The sequence below is a fragment of the Prolixibacteraceae bacterium genome, assembly GCA_019720755.1.
Lineage (GTDB): Bacteria > Bacteroidota > Bacteroidia > Bacteroidales > Prolixibacteraceae > Halosquirtibacter > Halosquirtibacter laminarini.
In genome coordinates, this window is sequence record CP081303.1 from 2973589 (window position 1) to 2991815 (window position 18227).

General features: G+C 35.1%; 16 protein-coding genes. 7 read left to right on the forward strand and 9 right to left on the reverse strand.

The window, feature by feature from the left end:
• Nucleotides 1-304: 304 nt before the first annotated feature.
• Nucleotides 305-1579: a gliding motility-associated C-terminal domain-containing protein gene (locus K4L44_11705; GenBank protein ID QZE13249.1), complete on the reverse strand. Its 1275-nt coding sequence runs from the start codon at nucleotides 1577-1579 to the stop codon at nucleotides 305-307.
• A gap of 254 nt (nucleotides 1580-1833) precedes the next feature.
• Here K4L44_11705 and K4L44_11710 point away from each other — a divergent pair, with 254 nt between their 5' ends.
• The 6 genes from K4L44_11710 to dnaJ all read left to right on the forward strand — a co-directional run bounded on the left by K4L44_11710 (nucleotide 1834) and on the right by dnaJ (nucleotide 8582).
• A complete protein-coding gene (locus K4L44_11710; protein ID QZE13250.1) occupies nucleotides 1834-4158 on the forward strand; it encodes an exodeoxyribonuclease V subunit gamma in 2325 nt (774 codons plus the stop codon).
• Between the two features lie 67 nt (nucleotides 4159-4225).
• Entirely contained in the window at nucleotides 4226-4858 is a 633-nt protein-coding gene (locus K4L44_11715) for a DUF4290 domain-containing protein (GenBank protein QZE13251.1), read from the forward strand.
• Nucleotides 4859-4884: 26 nt separating this feature from the next.
• Entirely contained in the window at nucleotides 4885-6195 is a 1311-nt protein-coding gene (murA, locus tag K4L44_11720) for a UDP-N-acetylglucosamine 1-carboxyvinyltransferase (GenBank protein ID QZE13252.1), read from the forward strand.
• Complete coding sequence (locus K4L44_11725; protein ID QZE13253.1) at nucleotides 6192-6710, forward strand: TlpA family protein disulfide reductase; 519 nt, start codon at nucleotides 6192-6194, stop codon at nucleotides 6708-6710. The genes murA and K4L44_11725 overlap by 4 nt, the downstream gene beginning before the upstream one ends.
• 140 nt (nucleotides 6711-6850) lie before the next feature.
• Complete coding sequence (locus tag K4L44_11730; protein ID QZE13254.1) at nucleotides 6851-7426, forward strand: nucleotide exchange factor GrpE; 576 nt, start codon at nucleotides 6851-6853, stop codon at nucleotides 7424-7426.
• Between the two features lies 1 nt (nucleotide 7427).
• Entirely contained in the window at nucleotides 7428-8582 is a 1155-nt protein-coding gene (gene dnaJ, locus K4L44_11735) for a molecular chaperone DnaJ (protein QZE13255.1), read from the forward strand.
• A 40-nt stretch (nucleotides 8583-8622) separates the two neighbouring features.
• On the opposite strand, the gene K4L44_11740 is transcribed toward dnaJ, so the two are convergent.
• From K4L44_11740 to K4L44_11770, 7 genes are all read right to left on the reverse strand, one after another.
• Entirely contained in the window at nucleotides 8623-8979 is a 357-nt protein-coding gene (locus K4L44_11740; protein QZE13256.1) for a hypothetical protein, read from the reverse strand.
• A gap of 90 nt (nucleotides 8980-9069) precedes the next feature.
• Nucleotides 9070-9648, reverse strand: a complete 579-nt coding sequence (locus K4L44_11745; protein ID QZE13257.1) for a sigma-70 family RNA polymerase sigma factor — start codon at nucleotides 9646-9648, stop codon at nucleotides 9070-9072.
• Between the two features lie 90 nt (nucleotides 9649-9738).
• Nucleotides 9739-11088 carry a signal peptidase I gene (gene lepB / locus K4L44_11750; GenBank protein ID QZE13258.1) on the reverse strand — a complete coding sequence of 450 codons (1350 nt, stop codon included), beginning with the start codon at nucleotides 11086-11088 and terminating at the stop codon, nucleotides 9739-9741.
• A gap of 11 nt (nucleotides 11089-11099) precedes the next feature.
• Complete coding sequence (gene dapB / locus K4L44_11755; protein QZE13259.1) at nucleotides 11100-11813, reverse strand: 4-hydroxy-tetrahydrodipicolinate reductase; 714 nt, start codon at nucleotides 11811-11813, stop codon at nucleotides 11100-11102.
• Nucleotides 11814-11968: 155 nt separating this feature from the next.
• The gene (locus K4L44_11760; protein ID QZE13260.1) at nucleotides 11969-12535 is read right to left on the reverse strand and encodes a hypothetical protein; all 567 of its coding nucleotides are present in this window, start codon (nucleotides 12533-12535) and stop codon (nucleotides 11969-11971) included.
• A 20-nt stretch (nucleotides 12536-12555) separates the two neighbouring features.
• On the reverse strand, nucleotides 12556-13965 hold the full coding sequence (locus tag K4L44_11765) for a redoxin family protein (protein ID QZE13261.1): 1410 nt from the start codon (nucleotides 13963-13965) through the stop codon (nucleotides 12556-12558).
• A 12-nt stretch (nucleotides 13966-13977) separates the two neighbouring features.
• Nucleotides 13978-15012, reverse strand: a complete 1035-nt coding sequence (locus tag K4L44_11770; GenBank protein QZE13262.1) for a hypothetical protein — start codon at nucleotides 15010-15012, stop codon at nucleotides 13978-13980.
• Between the two features lie 291 nt (nucleotides 15013-15303).
• Here K4L44_11770 and K4L44_11775 point away from each other — a divergent pair, with 291 nt between their 5' ends.
• Nucleotides 15304-16662, forward strand: a complete 1359-nt coding sequence (locus K4L44_11775) for an SPOR domain-containing protein (protein QZE13263.1) — start codon at nucleotides 15304-15306, stop codon at nucleotides 16660-16662.
• Nucleotides 16663-16993: 331 nt separating this feature from the next.
• Here K4L44_11775 and K4L44_11780 read toward each other — a convergent pair whose 3' ends face one another.
• Nucleotides 16994-18160: an RNA methyltransferase gene (locus K4L44_11780; protein ID QZE13264.1), complete on the reverse strand. Its 1167-nt coding sequence runs from the start codon at nucleotides 18158-18160 to the stop codon at nucleotides 16994-16996.
• Between the last annotated feature and the right edge of the window lie 67 nt (nucleotides 18161-18227).

Below are 18227 nucleotides of genomic sequence, written 5' to 3' on the forward strand. Positions count from 1 at the left end.
AAGTAGGAATAGAACAATATACTAGAGTTTATATATGTTTTATTTATAAGCATCAGGTACAACACACATAAAGTACCATGAACACCATATACGATAAAAGGGCTCATATAATAACGATTATAGTTCAAACAGAATAATAGATGAATTGAATAACACGCGTATTCGACGACAGGAGAAAAAGAGGTAATATTGAAGAGAAAAGGGAGATATCATGACACATGAGGACATAAAAAAACCTGAAGAGTAGAAAACACTTCAGGTTCTATATATCAGATCTATAGAAATTCTAAGAAAAGAAAATTCATTAGTTATTAAAAAGGTGAATGGTTCCTTTTTGTGTATATGCAACATCGTCTCTACCTTGTGACTTAATAGTATAGAAGAAAACCCCAGTATTAAGTTGTTTTCCGTTATAGGTCCCATCCCATTTGAAAACATAATAATCTTCAAAAGCCATATTAGAGATAGAAGCACTATAAACTTTCTTACCCCATCTATTAAAGATCTCTAAAGTGACATTCTTAAGCGATTTGGCTTCTATCAATAGGAGATCATTTAAGCCATCCCCATTAGGAGAGAAAGCCTCTGGGACTTTCAGCGAAGAAACTTCAATTTTCAATTTTGGATCTAAACGATAAGTACTAGAACAAACCAATCCTTCTGGATTCGTTTTGTATCCTACCAACTGCACCATATACTCCCCAGGACTTTGATAAGTATAATTAGGAGAATCTATAGTAGAACGATACAAGGTAGAATCATAGGTCTCTGTCATGTTGTTGAGAGTCTCTTTCTTCAATACCTCATCTGACTTATATAGATTCCACTCATATTTCCCATCATCTTGGTCACATTCATTTACAAATGAAACTTTAAGGGGAGCCATAAAAGCACTCTCCCCATCTTGGTTGGTTGAAATGCTAAACTTAACAACAGGCTTCACTGGAGCATAGGTAACACGACTAGATAAACTTCGACCAAAATCGTCCGTGTAGGCAAGAGTATATTCTGATTCATAAAAGGGCAAATCATAAACCGTAGCATATGGCTGTGAAGAGATTAATTTTGCCCCTAAATTCCACTTATAAGTTTGTTTACAAGTCAAAGTAATTTTATCTAGGGTTTCAGGATCATAATATACCAAGTCTTTCTCTCCTTCGAATAAAGAGACGAGACGGAAAGAGTCGCAGTCGCTATCGACTATTTTTGAGCCTAAAGTGGCAGGTACAGAAAAAGACCAGAAATAGGATTTACTCACCACATCTCCCCCATTAAAAGCCTCAACCATATAGAGACCATTAATATCTAGTGTCGTCGTTGAAGGAGAAGAATTTCCAGAGAAGACCAGGTTAAACAAACCAGTATTTGAATCCATTAGACTCCACTTATAACTTGTTGCATCAGGATAGCTACAAGAGAAGCTAGCGTTCTTATTGTCAAAAAAATAGATATTATCTACTCTTGTGCTATGTGTATAGGAGGTCGACTGCATTCCAATACTATTACTTGACTGGAGTTGAGAAAACCCATTAAGGTAGCACATGAAAAATAGAACCAAGCTAAAAGAGAACTTCTTCATAAAATATTATTGATTTACATACTATATTTCAAAAGTATAACGAAAAAAAAGAACAAATCGTGTAATACAATGTTCGTTTTAAAGAATTAATTATATTTGTAGCATAAACTTCATGGATTGCATTGAAAAGAATTAATATATTCGAGGATAGAAAGCAAGGCAGTAGCCAACTTTGAACAGCAATCCATTTCTCATTGCTACTTCTTATTAAAAAGAATTCTACAAAATTGAAATTAAAATAATAAAACGCAATAGTGTACGATTATCTCGAAACATTGAACACCCCGCAAAGAAATGCGGTTGAAAATATTGAAGGTCCAACGCTTGTAATTGCTGGTGCAGGATCTGGTAAGACGCGCGTACTAACATATCGAATAGCACATCTGATAAACAAAGGTGTGAGCGAGAAACAGATTCTTGCACTGACATTCACAAACAAGGCGGCAAGGGAGATGAAAGAACGCATCTCGAATGCAGTTGGGGAGGAGTGTGCAAAAAATCTATGGATGGGCACCTTCCACTCTCTATTTTCAAAGATATTGCGTATTGAAGCCGAAATAATCGGATATCCTTCCACATTTACCATTTATGATACTCAAGACTCTAAAAGTGTGATTAAGAGTATCATAAAAAACAAAAAGTTGGATGATAAAATTTATAGACCAACCGTAGTTCAAAGTAGAATCAGTACTGCTAAAAACAATCTTGTCACTCCCCAAAGCTACCTGAACAATAAAGACATAAGAGAGGCGGATAAGATAAAGCAAATGCCACAACTTGGAGCGATCTACTTAGAATACACAAGAAGGTGTAAAAAAGCAGGAGCCATGGACTTCGATGACCTTTTACTGGAGACCAACATACTGTTTAGAGACCACCCTGAGGTTCTTGAGAAATATCAACGGCGTTTTCATTATATTTTGGTAGATGAGTATCAAGATACAAATTTCTCTCAGTATTTGATTATCAAGAAGCTAGCAGCATTAAAAAAGAATCTTTGTGTAGTGGGAGATGATGCACAATCGATCTACTCGTTTCGAGGAGCAAAAATTGAGAACATTCTTAATTTCAAAAATGACTACCCGGAGTTTAAGACGTTTAAGCTAGAGCAAAACTATCGATCCACTAGGACTATTGTAGAGGCAGCAAACAGTGTAATAAAAAAGAACTCTGAACAGATTCCAAAGAAAACATACTCTGAGAATGAGTTAGGCGAACGTATAGAACTCTTCAATACACTGACAGACAATGAGGAAGGAATCGAAGTAGCAAAAAGGATATTACAAATCAAAAATGCCACAGGATGTAATTATGAGAATTTCTCTATCCTGTATAGAACCAATGCCCAATCAAGGATTTTTGAGGAGTGTTTACGTAAAAGAAACATCCCGTACAAGATATTTGGAGGACTCTCATTCTACCAACGCAAAGAGATTAAAGATGTGTTGGCATACTTCAAGTTAATCGTAAATCCTCAAGATGATGAGTCACTAAAGAGGATCATCAATTTCCCAACAAGAGGAATCGGGGCTACCACAGTTACCAAACTTGAAAATGCAGCTGCATTCAATGATTTAAGTATTTTTGATATCGCATCCGATGCACACAACTGTCAGCTTGCAGGTTTAAATGCAGGAGCATTTCGTAAAGTACAAGCTTTTGTTGAGATGATCAACGACTTATCTAGCAAGGTAAATATGCTAAATGCGTTCGAAATGGTTGAATTAGTCTGTGAAAGAACGAATATTCTGGAAGAGTATGACTTTAACAAAAACCCTGAAAACAAAGGAAAAACAGAAAATATACAGGAATTAATGAACGGAATTAAAGATTTTACCGATAATTCGATGGAAGAAGGAAAATCTTTTTTAATTTTAGACTATATCTCGGAAGTTGCTTTACTTACAGATCAAGACAAACAAGGTGGTGAAGATACTGATCGTGTAACACTTATGACAGTCCATTCATCGAAAGGATTAGAGTTTAAGAACGTTTTTATTGTTGGATTAGAAGAGAAGTTGTTCCCTTCTATAAAAGAGACTTCACTAAACAAACAGGAACTTGAAGAGGAGAGGCGATTATTTTATGTCGCTGTTACTCGTGCAGAAAAGAAATTGTGTTTGTCTTTTGTAAAACAGCGATCTAAATGGGGGAAAATAGAATTTTGTACTCCAAGTAGATTTCTATCCGAGATTGACTCACAATATCTAAAAATGCCTTTAGAGTCCGAAAGTAATATTTTCATTAAACGAAAAGAGAATCAAAGAAAACGACTTGAGCAACATCAGTACGGACATCTTGAAACTCAGGACTCTATAATCAATAGCATTAAAGGTGTAAGATTAGATGGCAAGATTAAAAGAATGGAAGAGCTTGCACAAATTGATAAAAATGTGATTATCGGTGCAAATCCAGAGCAACTAAAACCACAAACACTTATTAAACACCAGCGTTTTGGAACTGGAGTAATTCTCTCAATAGAAGGAAAAGATGCAAATAAAAAGGCAGTTATTGAATTTGATGATAACGGAACCAAAACACTACTATTACGTTTTGCAAAACTTCAGATTATTGATTAATATAAGAAATATATATACATTCCTTGGTTGTTTCAGAAGAGACAAGCCAATCAACTACAATACTTAAATGGAATACAATTCTAGTAGAAAAAGATTAATTATGCCCGAATATGGTCGTAATCTCCAAAAGATGGTAGATCAATTATCGGGTATAAAAGAGAAAGAGCATCGAAATACTGCTGCACAAAAGATTATCGACATAATGGGAAATATGTACCCATATCTACGTGATGTGCCTGATTTCAAACACAAGCTATGGGACCACATTACAATCATGTCAAACTTCACCTTAGATATTGACTCTCCATATCCCCTTCCTACCAGAGAGAGCTTGTCAGAAAAGCCCAAAAGAGTACCATATCCACAACAACGTATTAGAAAAAAACATTATGGGCATCTGGTTGATAGAATGATAGCAAAAGCACTTGAATTTGAGGATGGTCAAGAAAAAGAGGAGCTCATTAAGTCTATCGCAAACCACATGAAGAAATCATACTTTTCATGGAATAAAGGAGTCGTTAATGACGAACAGATAGCAGAAGACCTTAAAAAGATGTCCGGCGGGAAATTACTACTAACAGACATTAAACTTTCGGAAGCACGTCAGTTTAACACCAACCGCAAAAGAACCCAACCGCAGGACAACAAGAAATTCTACAAGAAAAATAATCACCAAGGCTATAAAAAGCCTAAGCAATAAAATATTGACCATAAATCTTTGAATCAATGGCAAAATTTGTAATTGAAGGGGGACACACATTAGCAGGAGAAATTACACCTCAAGGCGCTAAGAATGAAGCACTACAAATAATCTCAGCAGTACTTTTAACACCTTCGGAAGTAATCATAGGTAATATTCCAAATATTCGTGACGTAAACAAGCTGATCGAAATTCTTGAAGATTTTGGTGTCAAAGTAAAAGATCTAGGAAACAAAACAAAATCATTTATAGCAAATGATATTAATCTAGATTACTTAGACAGTGAAACATTCAAGGAAAAGGCAGCAAGCCTTCGTGGATCTATCATGCTATTAGGCCCTCTTTTGGCAAGATTTGGAAAAGGGAAGATGCCTAAACCAGGTGGTGATAAGATTGGTCGAAGAAGAGTGGACACCCACTTTCAAGGTTTCCAAGAGATGGGAGCACAATTTTCATTTGAGCCTAAAGAGAGTTTTTTCTCTATTACAGCAGACAAACTTTATGGAGTAGACATACACCTAGAAGAGGCTTCTGTTACAGGAACAGCAAATATTATCATGGCAGCGGTTCTTGCAGAGGGAAGAACGACTATTTACAATGCAGCTTGTGAGCCATACCTACAGCAATTGTGTCGCATGCTAAATAGCATGGGAGCGAAAATCGAAGGTATAAAATCGAACTATCTAATCATTAATGGAGTAAAGAATCTTGGAGGTTGTGAACACCGTATGCTACCGGACATGATCGAGATTGGTAGTTTTATTGGATTGGCTGCAATGACACAGTCAGAGATACGAATTAAAGATGTCTCTTGGGAAAACCTAGGTGTTATTCCTCGTACATTCCAGAAGCTTGGTATCAGATTGATAAAAGATGGGGATGATATGATTGTTCCTAAACAAGACTCTTACCAAATTGAATCATTTATCGATGGGTCTATCATGACCATTGCGGATGCACCATGGCCAGGGCTAACACCTGATTTACTAAGTATCATACTAGTTGTTTCAACCCAAGCGAAAGGAAGTGTATTGATACACCAGAAGATGTTCGAAAGCCGTCTTTTCTTCGTGGATAAACTCATCGATATGGGAGCACAGGTAATTTTATGTGACCCACATAGAGCTACTGTTATTGGGCTTGATAGGATGCAAGCATTAAGAGCAACAAATATGGCCTCTCCTGATATTAGAGCAGGCGTAGCACTTCTTATTGCTGCTCTCTCAGCGAATGGTGTTTCATCCATTTCGAATATTGACCAAATAGATCGTGGATACGAAGATATCGATAAAAGACTTCAAGCAATTGGAGCAAAAATATCTCGAGTAGAAGAATGAGATTAAAATTTATTCTAATTGTAGGGATGCTCTTTTATACCATGTCTCAAGGTAGTCTTAAAGCACAAAAAAGAATCGATGCTGGACAAAAAATAGAAAACATTGTTCTTAAAGACACCAAGCGAGAGAAAAGAAGTATCACAGAACTACAAGGGAAAGTCGTTTTAATACATTTTTGGGCTTCATGGTGTCCAAACTGTAGAATCGAAAACAAGAAACTCATTGAACTATACGAGAAGTATAAAGATAGGGATTTCACTCAAGGACAGAAGTTTGAGATTTATGCAATCTCTTTAGATAAAAAAGAACAGCAATGGCTCAAAGCGATTGAGCATGATGGGATAAGTTGGAAATATAACGTTTCTGACTTGAAAGGATGGTATGGTAAATATCCTACACGCTTTCAGTTACAATATGTACCATATAATATCCTTATTAATAAAAATGGCACTATCATTGCCAACAATCTAAAGTTCAAAGAATTGCAATCACGACTCATTAATATGTCAAAATAACATATATATATATTGGAAATACGACGTAGATTACTGCAAAAACGTCATTCTCGACATAAATAAGTCGTAATAACTGACAATAATTCAGCTGCTCAATAATGGCAAAATTATTGTACAAAAGAGATCAAAAATATAATACTATGAGTGAGAAGAAAGTGAAACCAGAAGAGCAAGAAGAGATAAAAGATATAAATGCAGAAGAGACTCAACAGGAAGAAAATATAACTGAAGAGGGTCAAGAAGAAAATACAACAGAAGAGACTACAGAAGAACCAAAAAGCGAATCTCTACTTCTAGAGGAGCAGAAAGACAAATACATGCGCTTATCTGCTGAGTTTGACAACTATAGAAGAAGAACGCTTAAAGAGAAGATGGAGTTGACAAAGTCAGCTGGAGAAAAAGTGATTGTTGATATCCTTCCTGTTGTTGATGACGTGGAAAGAGCAATCAGCGCAATGGTTGTTACGGAAGACAATAAATCAATCAAAGAAGGAGTGGATCTAATCCACAATAAGCTAAAAGAGTTCTTGAAAAAGAATGGTGTGCAAGAGTTAGGACAAACAGGAGATGACTTCGATACGGACAACCACGAAGCACTAACAAAGATTCCTGCACCAACAAAAGAACTAAAAGGTAAAGTGGTAGATGTAATCCAAAAAGGATATACTCTGAACGATAAAGTCATTAGATTTGCTAAAGTAGTCATAGGAGAATAAGATGAGTAAACGTGATTATTATGAGGTTCTCGGTGTTAGTAAATCAGCATCGGAATCTGAGATAAAAAAAGCATATAGAAAACTAGCTATCAAATATCATCCAGACAAGAATCCTGATGATAAAGACGCTGAAGATAAGTTTAAAGAAGCTGCTGAAGCATATGATGTTTTAAGCAATGCAGAAAAGAAACAACGCTACGACCAATTCGGTCACGCTGCATTTGATGGTGCTGCAGGTGGTGGAGGCTTTGGTGGAGGAGGAATGTCAATGGATGACATCTTCTCTATGTTTGGCGACATCTTCGGTGGCGGAGGTGGAGGTTTCAGCGGATTCAGTGGCTTCGGCGGTGGCGGAGCTCCTCGTAGAAACCGTGGATCTAACCTACGCGTAAGAGTTCGTCTTACCCTTAAAGAGATTGCTGAAGGGGTAGATAAAAAGATCAAAGTTAATAAATATGTCCAATGTACAACCTGTTCAGGTACTGGTGCTAAAGACAATAACTCTTTCCATACATGTGCTAAATGTAGTGGTAGTGGAAGGGTTACTCAGATCGTAAACTCTTTCCTTGGACAGATGCGCAGTGAGGCAGTATGTCCTGACTGTGGTGGAGATGGTAAAACAATTATCAACAAATGTACAGAATGTCATGGAGATGGTATTGTTAAAGACGAAGAAGTAATTCATGTTCGTATTCCTGCTGGGGTAGCAGAAGGAATGCAACTTAACGTATCAGGTAAAGGGAACGCAGCCAAAAGAGGTGGAGAACCTGGAGACCTACTAGTTGTTATAGCAGAAGAGAAACATCCTGAACTTATCAGAGATGACAACGATCTTATCTATAACTTATTTACAACATTCCCGAATTTAGCACTAGGTACAGAGGTAGAGATACCTACTATTGACGGAAAAGTGAAGGTTAAACTAGAGGCAGGAACACAACCGAATAAGATACTTCGCTTGAGAGGAAAAGGACTTCCTGATGTGAATGGTTATGGTAGAGGAGATATACTTGTGCAGGTGCATTTATGGGTACCAAATAAGCTAACCAAAGAGGAGCAAGAACTTCTAGGACAGCTAAAAGAACAGCCTAATTTTAATAAAAGTCCAAGAGAGCATAAAAGCTTTAAGGATAAAATCAAGGATATGTTTAAATAGTAATTAAAAAAAGCGTTCTAATATAGAACGCTTTTTTTATTTATAACTTGATGTCGTCCTTAGATTTAAGGACACTAACTACAAGCGGTTTATGGACCTTTGATATTAGTGGAAGAATATTTCGCAACTCCATAATCTTCAATTCACTTATCGCGTTGTCAATCTCTTGAGAAAGAATAACAAGATTATTAAACTCATCCGTAAACAATTGCAATTTGTCGATATGCCTTCTCTCATCCCCCTCTAAATCATCTTCCAAAAATCTTTCTACAAGATTAAAAGGCACTTCATGATTGTTTAAGTAAATAGATGATATACGTATCAATGCATTCCGCATAGAAAGAATATCCTCTTCAGAAATTGCTAAATCAATTTCACTGTCAAGATAATGATCCATATCAAATAAACGTAAAGGGTTTCATTGTTAAACTCAACTTTTCAATGTTATGTTTGAAATAGACCTCATTACAACAAAGAATAATGTATGCTATAGATCAGAAATGTGATTGAATTCCACATCACTTTGGATGCTCTTTACAAGAGCTTCCTTACATCTAAATTTTTTCTTCTTTGCATATTGTTCAGATTTAAGTCCCATCACTCTGGCAATATCTTTCAGGGGGACTTTTTTAAGAAAAAGAGTCATCAATTTTTTACAATCTTCCCCCATCAACTCAAAATGTTTCTGATACAATCGATAACGATCATTCATTAGAATAACATTCTCGATATCGTCTTCTAATTCAAACTCATTAAATAAAGCATCTCCAATGAGTTCTTGCGGTATACGATCTCTGTTGTGAAGTTCTTTGAGCCATAAATTGCGACATATCGCATACAAATAAGTCTCAAAAGAACATGTCAAAGAGAACGAAGGCTCTTGAACTTTTCTATAAACAACAATTAAAGCCTCTTGGAAGATGTCATTGGCATCCTCTTCAGTTCCACTATTACGTTGGATATAGAGAGAAACAATACGAAAAGAACTACGATAGATTGAATGCAAAACAACATGGTTTTGACTCTGAACACCTGCTATTATTTCTTCATTTGTAAGTTTGGTCATTGTCTAAGGGTTTATACAAAAAAGGGTACATAGGTACCCTTAATAGATTCACTTTAAAATGATTTTAATTAGACTAGTTAAAAAAGGTATCTATTTCACAGAAGAGAAAAGACGACTCCAACGAATATTGTCAGGGAAACTCTTGAATTTATCAACAGAGAACCATACAAAGACAGCTTTACCGACAATATGATCTTCAGGTACAAATCCCCAATATCTAGAATCAGCACTATTATGTCTATTATCTCCCATCATCCAATAATAGTTCATCTTGAAAGTATAACGATCAACAACATGGCCATTGATATATATGATTCCATCTTTTACAACTAAATCATTGTCCTCATAAACATCAATCAATCTACTGTAAAGCGATAAATTTGAGAGATTTAGAGATACTGTAGCACCTTTCTTTGGAATGTAAATAGGGCCATAATTATCTTCATTCCATTGATATTTTTCATCAAAAGGAAATACAGAAGTGGTTGGTTTTGTTGCTTCGTACTTTACAATAGATTGAATTCCTTTATATTTATGTAATTTATCCACCATTTCAGAAGTCAAAGGCATCTGGTAAATCACACCATTTGTTGCAATATCATCAGGAGCAACACCGATCTTATCAAGTACTTTAGGGTTTATACGAGAACCATCAGTTCGCAACTGATACTCATACTGTAAATTTTCAACTCTATCTTGTTGTTTTCCATTAATGTAAGCAACACCATGAATTATCTGAAGAGAGTCACCAGGGGTGGCAATACATCTTTTAATATAGTTCTCACATTTGTCTACAGGACGATGTAAAATATCACCGAAAACACGTTTGTTTGTATTCACTTCTTTCCAGCCATAAGCACGCACCAATTGGTAATAACTTTGATTCTGCATCTTAGAAGCGACAGTATCCCCTTCTGGGTAGTTAAAAACAACCACATCATTTCTATTCACATTTCCGAAACCCTTTAGGCGATGATATGGCCATTGAACCGCTTCTGAAAAAGCAGGAGTAGATTTTGTAAATGGTAAAGTATGATGAACAAGAGGAAATGCAATAGGAGTATTTGGTACCTTAGGACCATAACTTACTTTACTTACAAAAAGATAATCTCCAACAAGCATAGATTTTTCCATCGAAGAAGTAGGTATTGTATAAGCCTCAATAAAGAAAGCACGAAGGAAAGTTGCCGCTATCACAGCAAATATAATTCCATCAACCCACTCTTCTGTTTTAGTCATCTTCTCCCCTTCAGGACGACGTTTTTTCCAGAATGTCCAATTAACCTTATTCGTAATGTATAGGTCAAAAATAATGAAAAGACCAGGAAGAAGGTAGAAATTACCAAGCCATACTAGCCATAGGATGTAAAGGATACTATAGATCACAAAACGAATAAAGTTTTTGCGATTATCCCGTATTTTAGTTTGAATAAAACTCATAGACAATTATATTATAAATTCAGGAGGTCTTTCATCGACAAAACACCCTTCTTATCATAAGCGAACTCTGCAGCAATAACAGCACCAAAAGCAAAACCTTGACGACTTTTTGCACTATGAGTGATCACAATTTCATCCACTTCAGACTCATATTTTACTGTATGGATTCCAGGGACTTCTCCCCTTCTCTCTGCTTCAATATGAACTTGAGCGTCGTTTGCTTTATCAAGTGTCCAAGAAGACTTACGATCCAATGTATCAAATAGTCCCTCCGCAAGAGTAATTGCTGTTCCACTAGGAGCATCTAGTTTTTGAGTATGATGAACTTCCACCATATCGACGTCGTAATCAGGAAAACTGTTCATCATTTTACCTAATTGCTTATTCAGCTCAAAAAATAGGTTTACTCCCAAGCTAAAGTTAGAAGCATAGAAGAAGGTGCCATCTTTTTGATTGATGGTATTATAAACCTGCTGTTCTTGCTCAAGCCAACCAGTAGTTCCACTAACTACAGGAACACCAGCTTCGAAGCATAGCATATAATTGTTCACAGCAGAATCAGGGTTGGTAAATTCAATTGCAACATCAATTCCTTTTAGATCTGCAGCAGTAATTGTATTCGCATTCTTCACATCAACGATCAATGAAATGTCATGACCACGATCTAGGGCAATCTTTTCGATTGTCTTCCCCATCTTTCCATAACCAATTAAAGCTATCTTCATAATTATATTATTTTCAATTTACAGTTCGATCAATAAATGCAAATCTATCCACGAACAAATTCAATTGTTATAGGGACAAAGATACATATTGAAAGTCATATTGTGAAACAAAATAATTGCTACAGCTTTATACAATAGCTGTAGCAATCAATGAATTATCGTTCACTATTCTTTAGTTCTTTTTCAAAAGTTTTTTTGAATTTCTCATAATCATAATCTAGACGTAGTTTGTCATCGTTAGACATTTTGTCATAGATAGGATTAAGAAGATCGTCCATACCAATTTCGAAACAAAGATACGTTTTATAAGTACCTTTCTTTGTTTTAGTTACTTTCTCACAAATAGTACGATAACCAGAGATCTTTTGATTGATCACTTCGCGAGAAAGGCCTTCATATCTACGTTGAACCTCTTCTGCGTTCACTGTCGACTTAGAGCTATAATAGTTATCGACTACAGACTTGAAGCTCACCTCTATTTTAGAAGCTAATTCTTCCAATGTATTTGTACGAGCCATTCTTTTAGACATCACTTGATCGGTACTTTCTCCCAAAGAGCTAGCACGTATCAATTTATCGGTTGAACGATACTCGTCACCAGAACAATAGGTCGTAATAAGAACTTCTTCTTCAGAAGAGGATACTACTTTTTTACTAGAGCTACATGAAGAAACGATCAATGCAGCAAACATTAGGAAAGAGAAAAAACTTAATTTATTCATATTATTATAATTTACAAGATTTATTTTTTGTCTAATTTCTCAGCTAAAATATTCATTAATGTCTCCACTCCAATATCTTTAGCCACAATCTTCATGTCTTGATCTAATAAGAACAACTTTGGTGTGGTGGTTACATTATAGTAATGATGCATAAAGGAATTTCCATACATATCATAAACATTAACCCAATCATTTAAATGTTTTTCAGATAAGAAATTTTTCCATTTAGCGGTATCTTGTTGTGTATTTACAGCGAAGAAATCGACACCGTCAGCAAAATATTTAGTGAAAGCTTTTTCATAAAGTTCGGGAATTAGTTTTTTACAATGGCTACAATTCGGTTCCCAGAAGACAACAACATGTAACTGACCATGCATATCAAAGAGAGATATATCACTACCATCAGGACGTTGTAGATGTAGGTTGTGTGCATTAGCTCCTATTAAAACAGGAGAAATGGAGGTAACCTTATCTTTGATCTTCTTATAATTGACAGAATCTACTAAGGCTTGCCCTGATCTTAACTGGTTTTGAGAAGCAATTTGAACAAATACCTTATCCATTCCCATTATCTTCGAATTGATCGAACTTGTTAAAAGATAATTGGCAACAAACTTATACACCTCGTCATTTTGCTTACTCTTTTCAATCACATGCAAAAGAGCAGGTCCAATAGAGTCTGGTGTAGGAACTAAGATATCTTTTAAGTATTTATCCATCGTATTTTGTAAAATAGGAGTACGAACAAAAGCTGCATTGGAAAGATTTATATGATCAAAATAATGAGCTACCATAAATTGGTATTGTCGTTTCCATAGAACAGTATCCTTCTTCGCATTACCATAAAGAGCCTTTGGTAACTTAACGGGCTGAGTAGCACGAATAAAGTCAGAGTAAAACACCGTTGATGAACGACTGCTTTCTTTCTGTATAAAAGCTTGAACATCCTTATTCAAAGATAAAATACGATCCTTTATTGACTGAACACTATCTTTGTTTGTTTTGTAGACCTTATATTGCATCTGATAACTTTTCATTCTCTCTCTTGCAGCAGAAAGCCAATCTTCGTATAAGAGAAAATATTCAGACTCTTTGGAGCCATCAATTTTACGAATATTTAATTGGCTTGACAAACTTCCATATACTGTAAAATCGAAGTCATTGGAGATAAGAATTTCTTTATGATGTTCTTTATCAACATATAGAATATATAGCCCCGCACCTTTGACATTCTTTGTAGGAATTACACCTTTCCCACTATCTAACATCACACTATCAAGGAGAAAAATCTTAGACCCTTCATAGGTTGCTAAAAATATCTTCTTCTCCTCTTGAACTCCTTTTAAAGTAACATCAATATCAGCTTTGGCAACTTGAACCAAAGAAATTGTAAAAAGGAAAAGGAAAGTCACACAAGTTTGAAGTCTCATAAATTCGTTTTTTTACTCATTAAATAAAGTTCCACGCTGAAGTTTTAAATTTAAAAGCACCGGAATTGAGATATAAGTATTCTTCTTATGATATATCGTAGAACCATCCTGAGTACTCTTTTCGTAATCATTTAGATCAAGATTATCATCTATCATTGCATTCATTAAATCTAATTGAATCTCAGAAAAACTATCAAGAATATGTTTCATATGTAGATCCCCATCCACAATATCCAAGTTGAGTTTACATCCACCTTCTACAATATCACCCAAAGAAATTGTTGAGAGATCTGAATATAAAGAAAGACTTGACGTAATCGTATGAAGTGAAATAAACGATTGATTTGCATTTATCCTCACATTATCTATAGAATCTACCGTCACAACACATTCTTTACTTTTAATCTTAGATCCTTTAAAATATCCTAGAGAAACTTTAGCTTGTTTTGCATCTATAGTCGCCTCTTTTATATATTTAACATTAAAGATTCCGCCTTTTTGAACCACATCTGCCTGATAAATGGTATCAGAATTGATATCACAATAGTCAAACTTCATCTTTACTTTTGAATAAGCTTCAGTTCCAACCTGATTAAGTAAATTGATTTGACAATAAGTTGCATCAATATTTAAAGAAGATGGCCATGAATCCATATTGAGTTTTGAGAAAATCATCTTAATAGATAAAGGACAATAAGTAGGCACTCCGATACGATAATTAAAACGATACTTTCGAACCGTGTTTGTTACTTGTCCACGAGTCTGACTTATTGAAAGTAATCCATCATTAATATGATGCAATACATCATAATCTTCAAGCTCTTTGTTTGCCTTATTCTCCGCAATATTGTCCATCGTAATTCGAACATCTACAAGCAATGAATCGTTGGTCGTTTCGTAAAAGACTACATTCCCATACTCTAAATTTAGAGCAATAGAATCAAAGGCATTTTTATTAACTCTAAAATGAATCTCCTTGTCAGTTGAAGCATTTGTATTGGAAATAATAAGAAGCCCAAATACGAATAATAATATATACTTACACATTATAAAAATGATTGGTTAAAATAGTGACCCAATGTCACCTCAATGAACAATACAATTGATCAATAGTTTAGGGTAACATCTATTACAAAAATAATTAACAAAAATGGAACCAAACCACGTTTACAAAGAGAATATCGTAATTTATATAAAGAAATAAGATATTTTTGCATCTTTACATCATTGTAAAATAATAATATTATATTTATATAATAAGTTCAAACTTTCAGATACTTAGTTAATTAGTACAATAGAATCATTTGAATACATAGAATATCAATCATCTATATGATTATGAAAAGACAAATACTACTTTTTTTTCTGATTACGACGGTTATTGCATCCAATATGAGTAAAACTTTTGCTCAAGAGACAAAAAAAGAGGAGAAGCCACAGAAGAAAGAGGCCAAACTCACCAAACATCGCATTGAAAAAGCATGGACTATTGAAGCCGGAGGCGGTGTATCGACATTTTTTAAAGAGAATATGGGATCAAATATAGACTATAAGAGCATCGCACCGATAGGTCATTTTGCGGTGAATAGAGCTATTAACGACATCTTCATTCTAGGATTAGAAGGAAACTATGGCATGATTTTAGGGCAAGAAGTACAACCAACAGTTATCGATGGTCGATTTAATATGCTGATAAATTTCTCAAACTGGGCCAACAAAGATGTTGTGGACTCTCGCTTTACATTCTATGGTAAAATCGGAGGTGGTATCAATTACTTACAAAATCAAACATTACCAGCACTAGAAAAAAACTGGGCTATTGCTGGAGGAGCAGGTATAATTGTGGATTACAATATGTCTAAACATTTCGCCCTTAGACTCCATGCCGATGGAAACATTATGAAGCGTCAATATTACACAGGAGGAAGCGACAAAGATTACAATTTTAATCGTATGCCAATATACCTAAATGCAGGTCTAAGCCTTGCTTATAAATTTAATTTTGCCAAGGATAAAGAGCAGAAGATGAAGAAGCTTATTCGAAGTCAGAATAAAGAGTTCTTCCGAAAAGATGTTCATGAGTTTGATATCAAAACCAAAGAGAGTATTGGGCAAGGAGAAGAGTGTTTGGTAGAGGTTAACGTAATCAAAGGAGACTTCAAAGCAGATGCGAAACTTGAAATTGAACTACTTCCTGGTATCATGGGCTATAATGAAAAAACTGGCAAATACGATCTAGAGACAATAAAGATTGTGGATGATAACATGACAGCCAAAGATACGATACATTATCTATTCAAGTTAAAAGCCACACAAAAGTTTGATCGTGGTCTATATGTGATGGGTACCTATTCATATATAAACAAGCATAAGAAAAGACAAAAGGTCAAAATAGAGTCGGCGGTTTATAAATCTAGTAAATGGGAATTTAGAGTACAGCTAGCTGCTTTCAGTCAAATACCATTTACAAATGAAACTGCTCATAAATATTTCCGTATTGATGCAGAAATTATTGACGAAGACACTAATGGAGTCACAAAATTCCTGATAGGAAGATTTAAGTCATACGCAAAAGCGAAGTCATATTGCAAAAAAATACAAGAAGACACCACTATTCAAGATGCATTCGTTGTTGGCTACAAAGATGGGATAAGAATAAAATCCCTCAAAGGACACCATTTCGGAAGTTATAAATAGCAACTATTTAGACAGCTACAATGAGTACAACTTATTGTAGCTGTAATCGATACCTTATATAAGTGATAGAAAATGGCAATCCGAGTTCGTTATAGAGTATACAAGTCCAAATATGAGGTTATATAATCTACGATGGATGTTATCAGTGATTTCTCATACGACTCTACGAATAGTAATCGAATATTAAAGATAAGTTCTAAACAAATATTACTATAATATTTTGAATGGCGATCATTAATGCTCTGACACATCACTATATATACAAATTAAAAAAAAAGGCTAACCCATTGAGGATTAGCCTTTTTAATATATCTCAGATAATCAATCTCCATTAATTATCTTCTTCCTCTAGATACTCTGAAGGACGTTTCTTCGATCCTTCATAAAGCTCATAGTGATTGAAACTACACTCTAAAGAACCATTAAAAAGTTTGATCTTTTGGCTAGTTCTTAAACCAACACTCTTAAATCCTTCTTTAGAAGAAGATAGAATCCAAGCATCATAACCAGTAAACTCTTTCTTAAGAGTATCTCCAATAGAACGATAAAGATTCTCAATATTTTGAGGTTTCATACGCTCTCCATAAGGAGGATTTGTAATGATTGTACCGCCATCAACCAGACACTTCAATTCACGAATATCCTTATGTTTTAGGTGAATACACTTAAATAAGTTTGCATTTCTAATATTCTTCTCTGCAATTTTAAGTGTACCAGGATGAACATCAGAACCAAGAATAGGATAATCGAACTCCTTTTCATAGTCCGCATCGTATACATTCTCAAATGCATCGGCATCAAAATCAGGCCAGTTTTCAAAACCAAAGCTTGATCTATAAACCCCAGGAGGAATACCATAAGCAATCATCGCAGCCTCAATAAGAAGCGTACCAGAACCACACATAGGGTCTACAAAAGCACTATTTTGATCCCAATCACTAAGTAGAATCATACCAGCAGCTAATACTTCACTTAGAGGAGCATCATTCTGTCCGATTCTATATCCACGACGATAAAGAGCCTCTCCTGAACTATCTAAAGAAAGAGAACACTTATTACCCATCAAGTGCACATGAACTTTAATATCAGGATTTTCTGGATCAACAGAAGGTCTTTTCTTGTACTTCTTTCTAAACTGATCCACAATAGCATCTTTAACACGTAAAGAAACAAACATGGAATTAGCAAATAAATCAGAGGTAACAACTGAATCTAAAGCAAATGTCTTACCTAAAGTTAGATATTGCGTCCAATCTACTTTTGATGCTTCTTCATATAAAGAGTCTCTGCTCTGCACATCAAACTCATAAATTGGTCTCAGGATTCTTAAAGCTGTTCTACAACAATAGTTTGCACGATACAACATCTCTTTATCCCCCTCGAAACTAACTGCTCTTCTTTGTTCTTCAACATTAGAAGCTCCTAGATCGATTAACTCTTTTGCCAACACTCCTTCTAAACCAGCGAATGTTTTGGCTACGTATTTGTAGTTTTCCACAATAGAACTTTTACCCATTATAATTCACACAAAAATAGACGAATTCCATGAAAATCAAACATAGAAC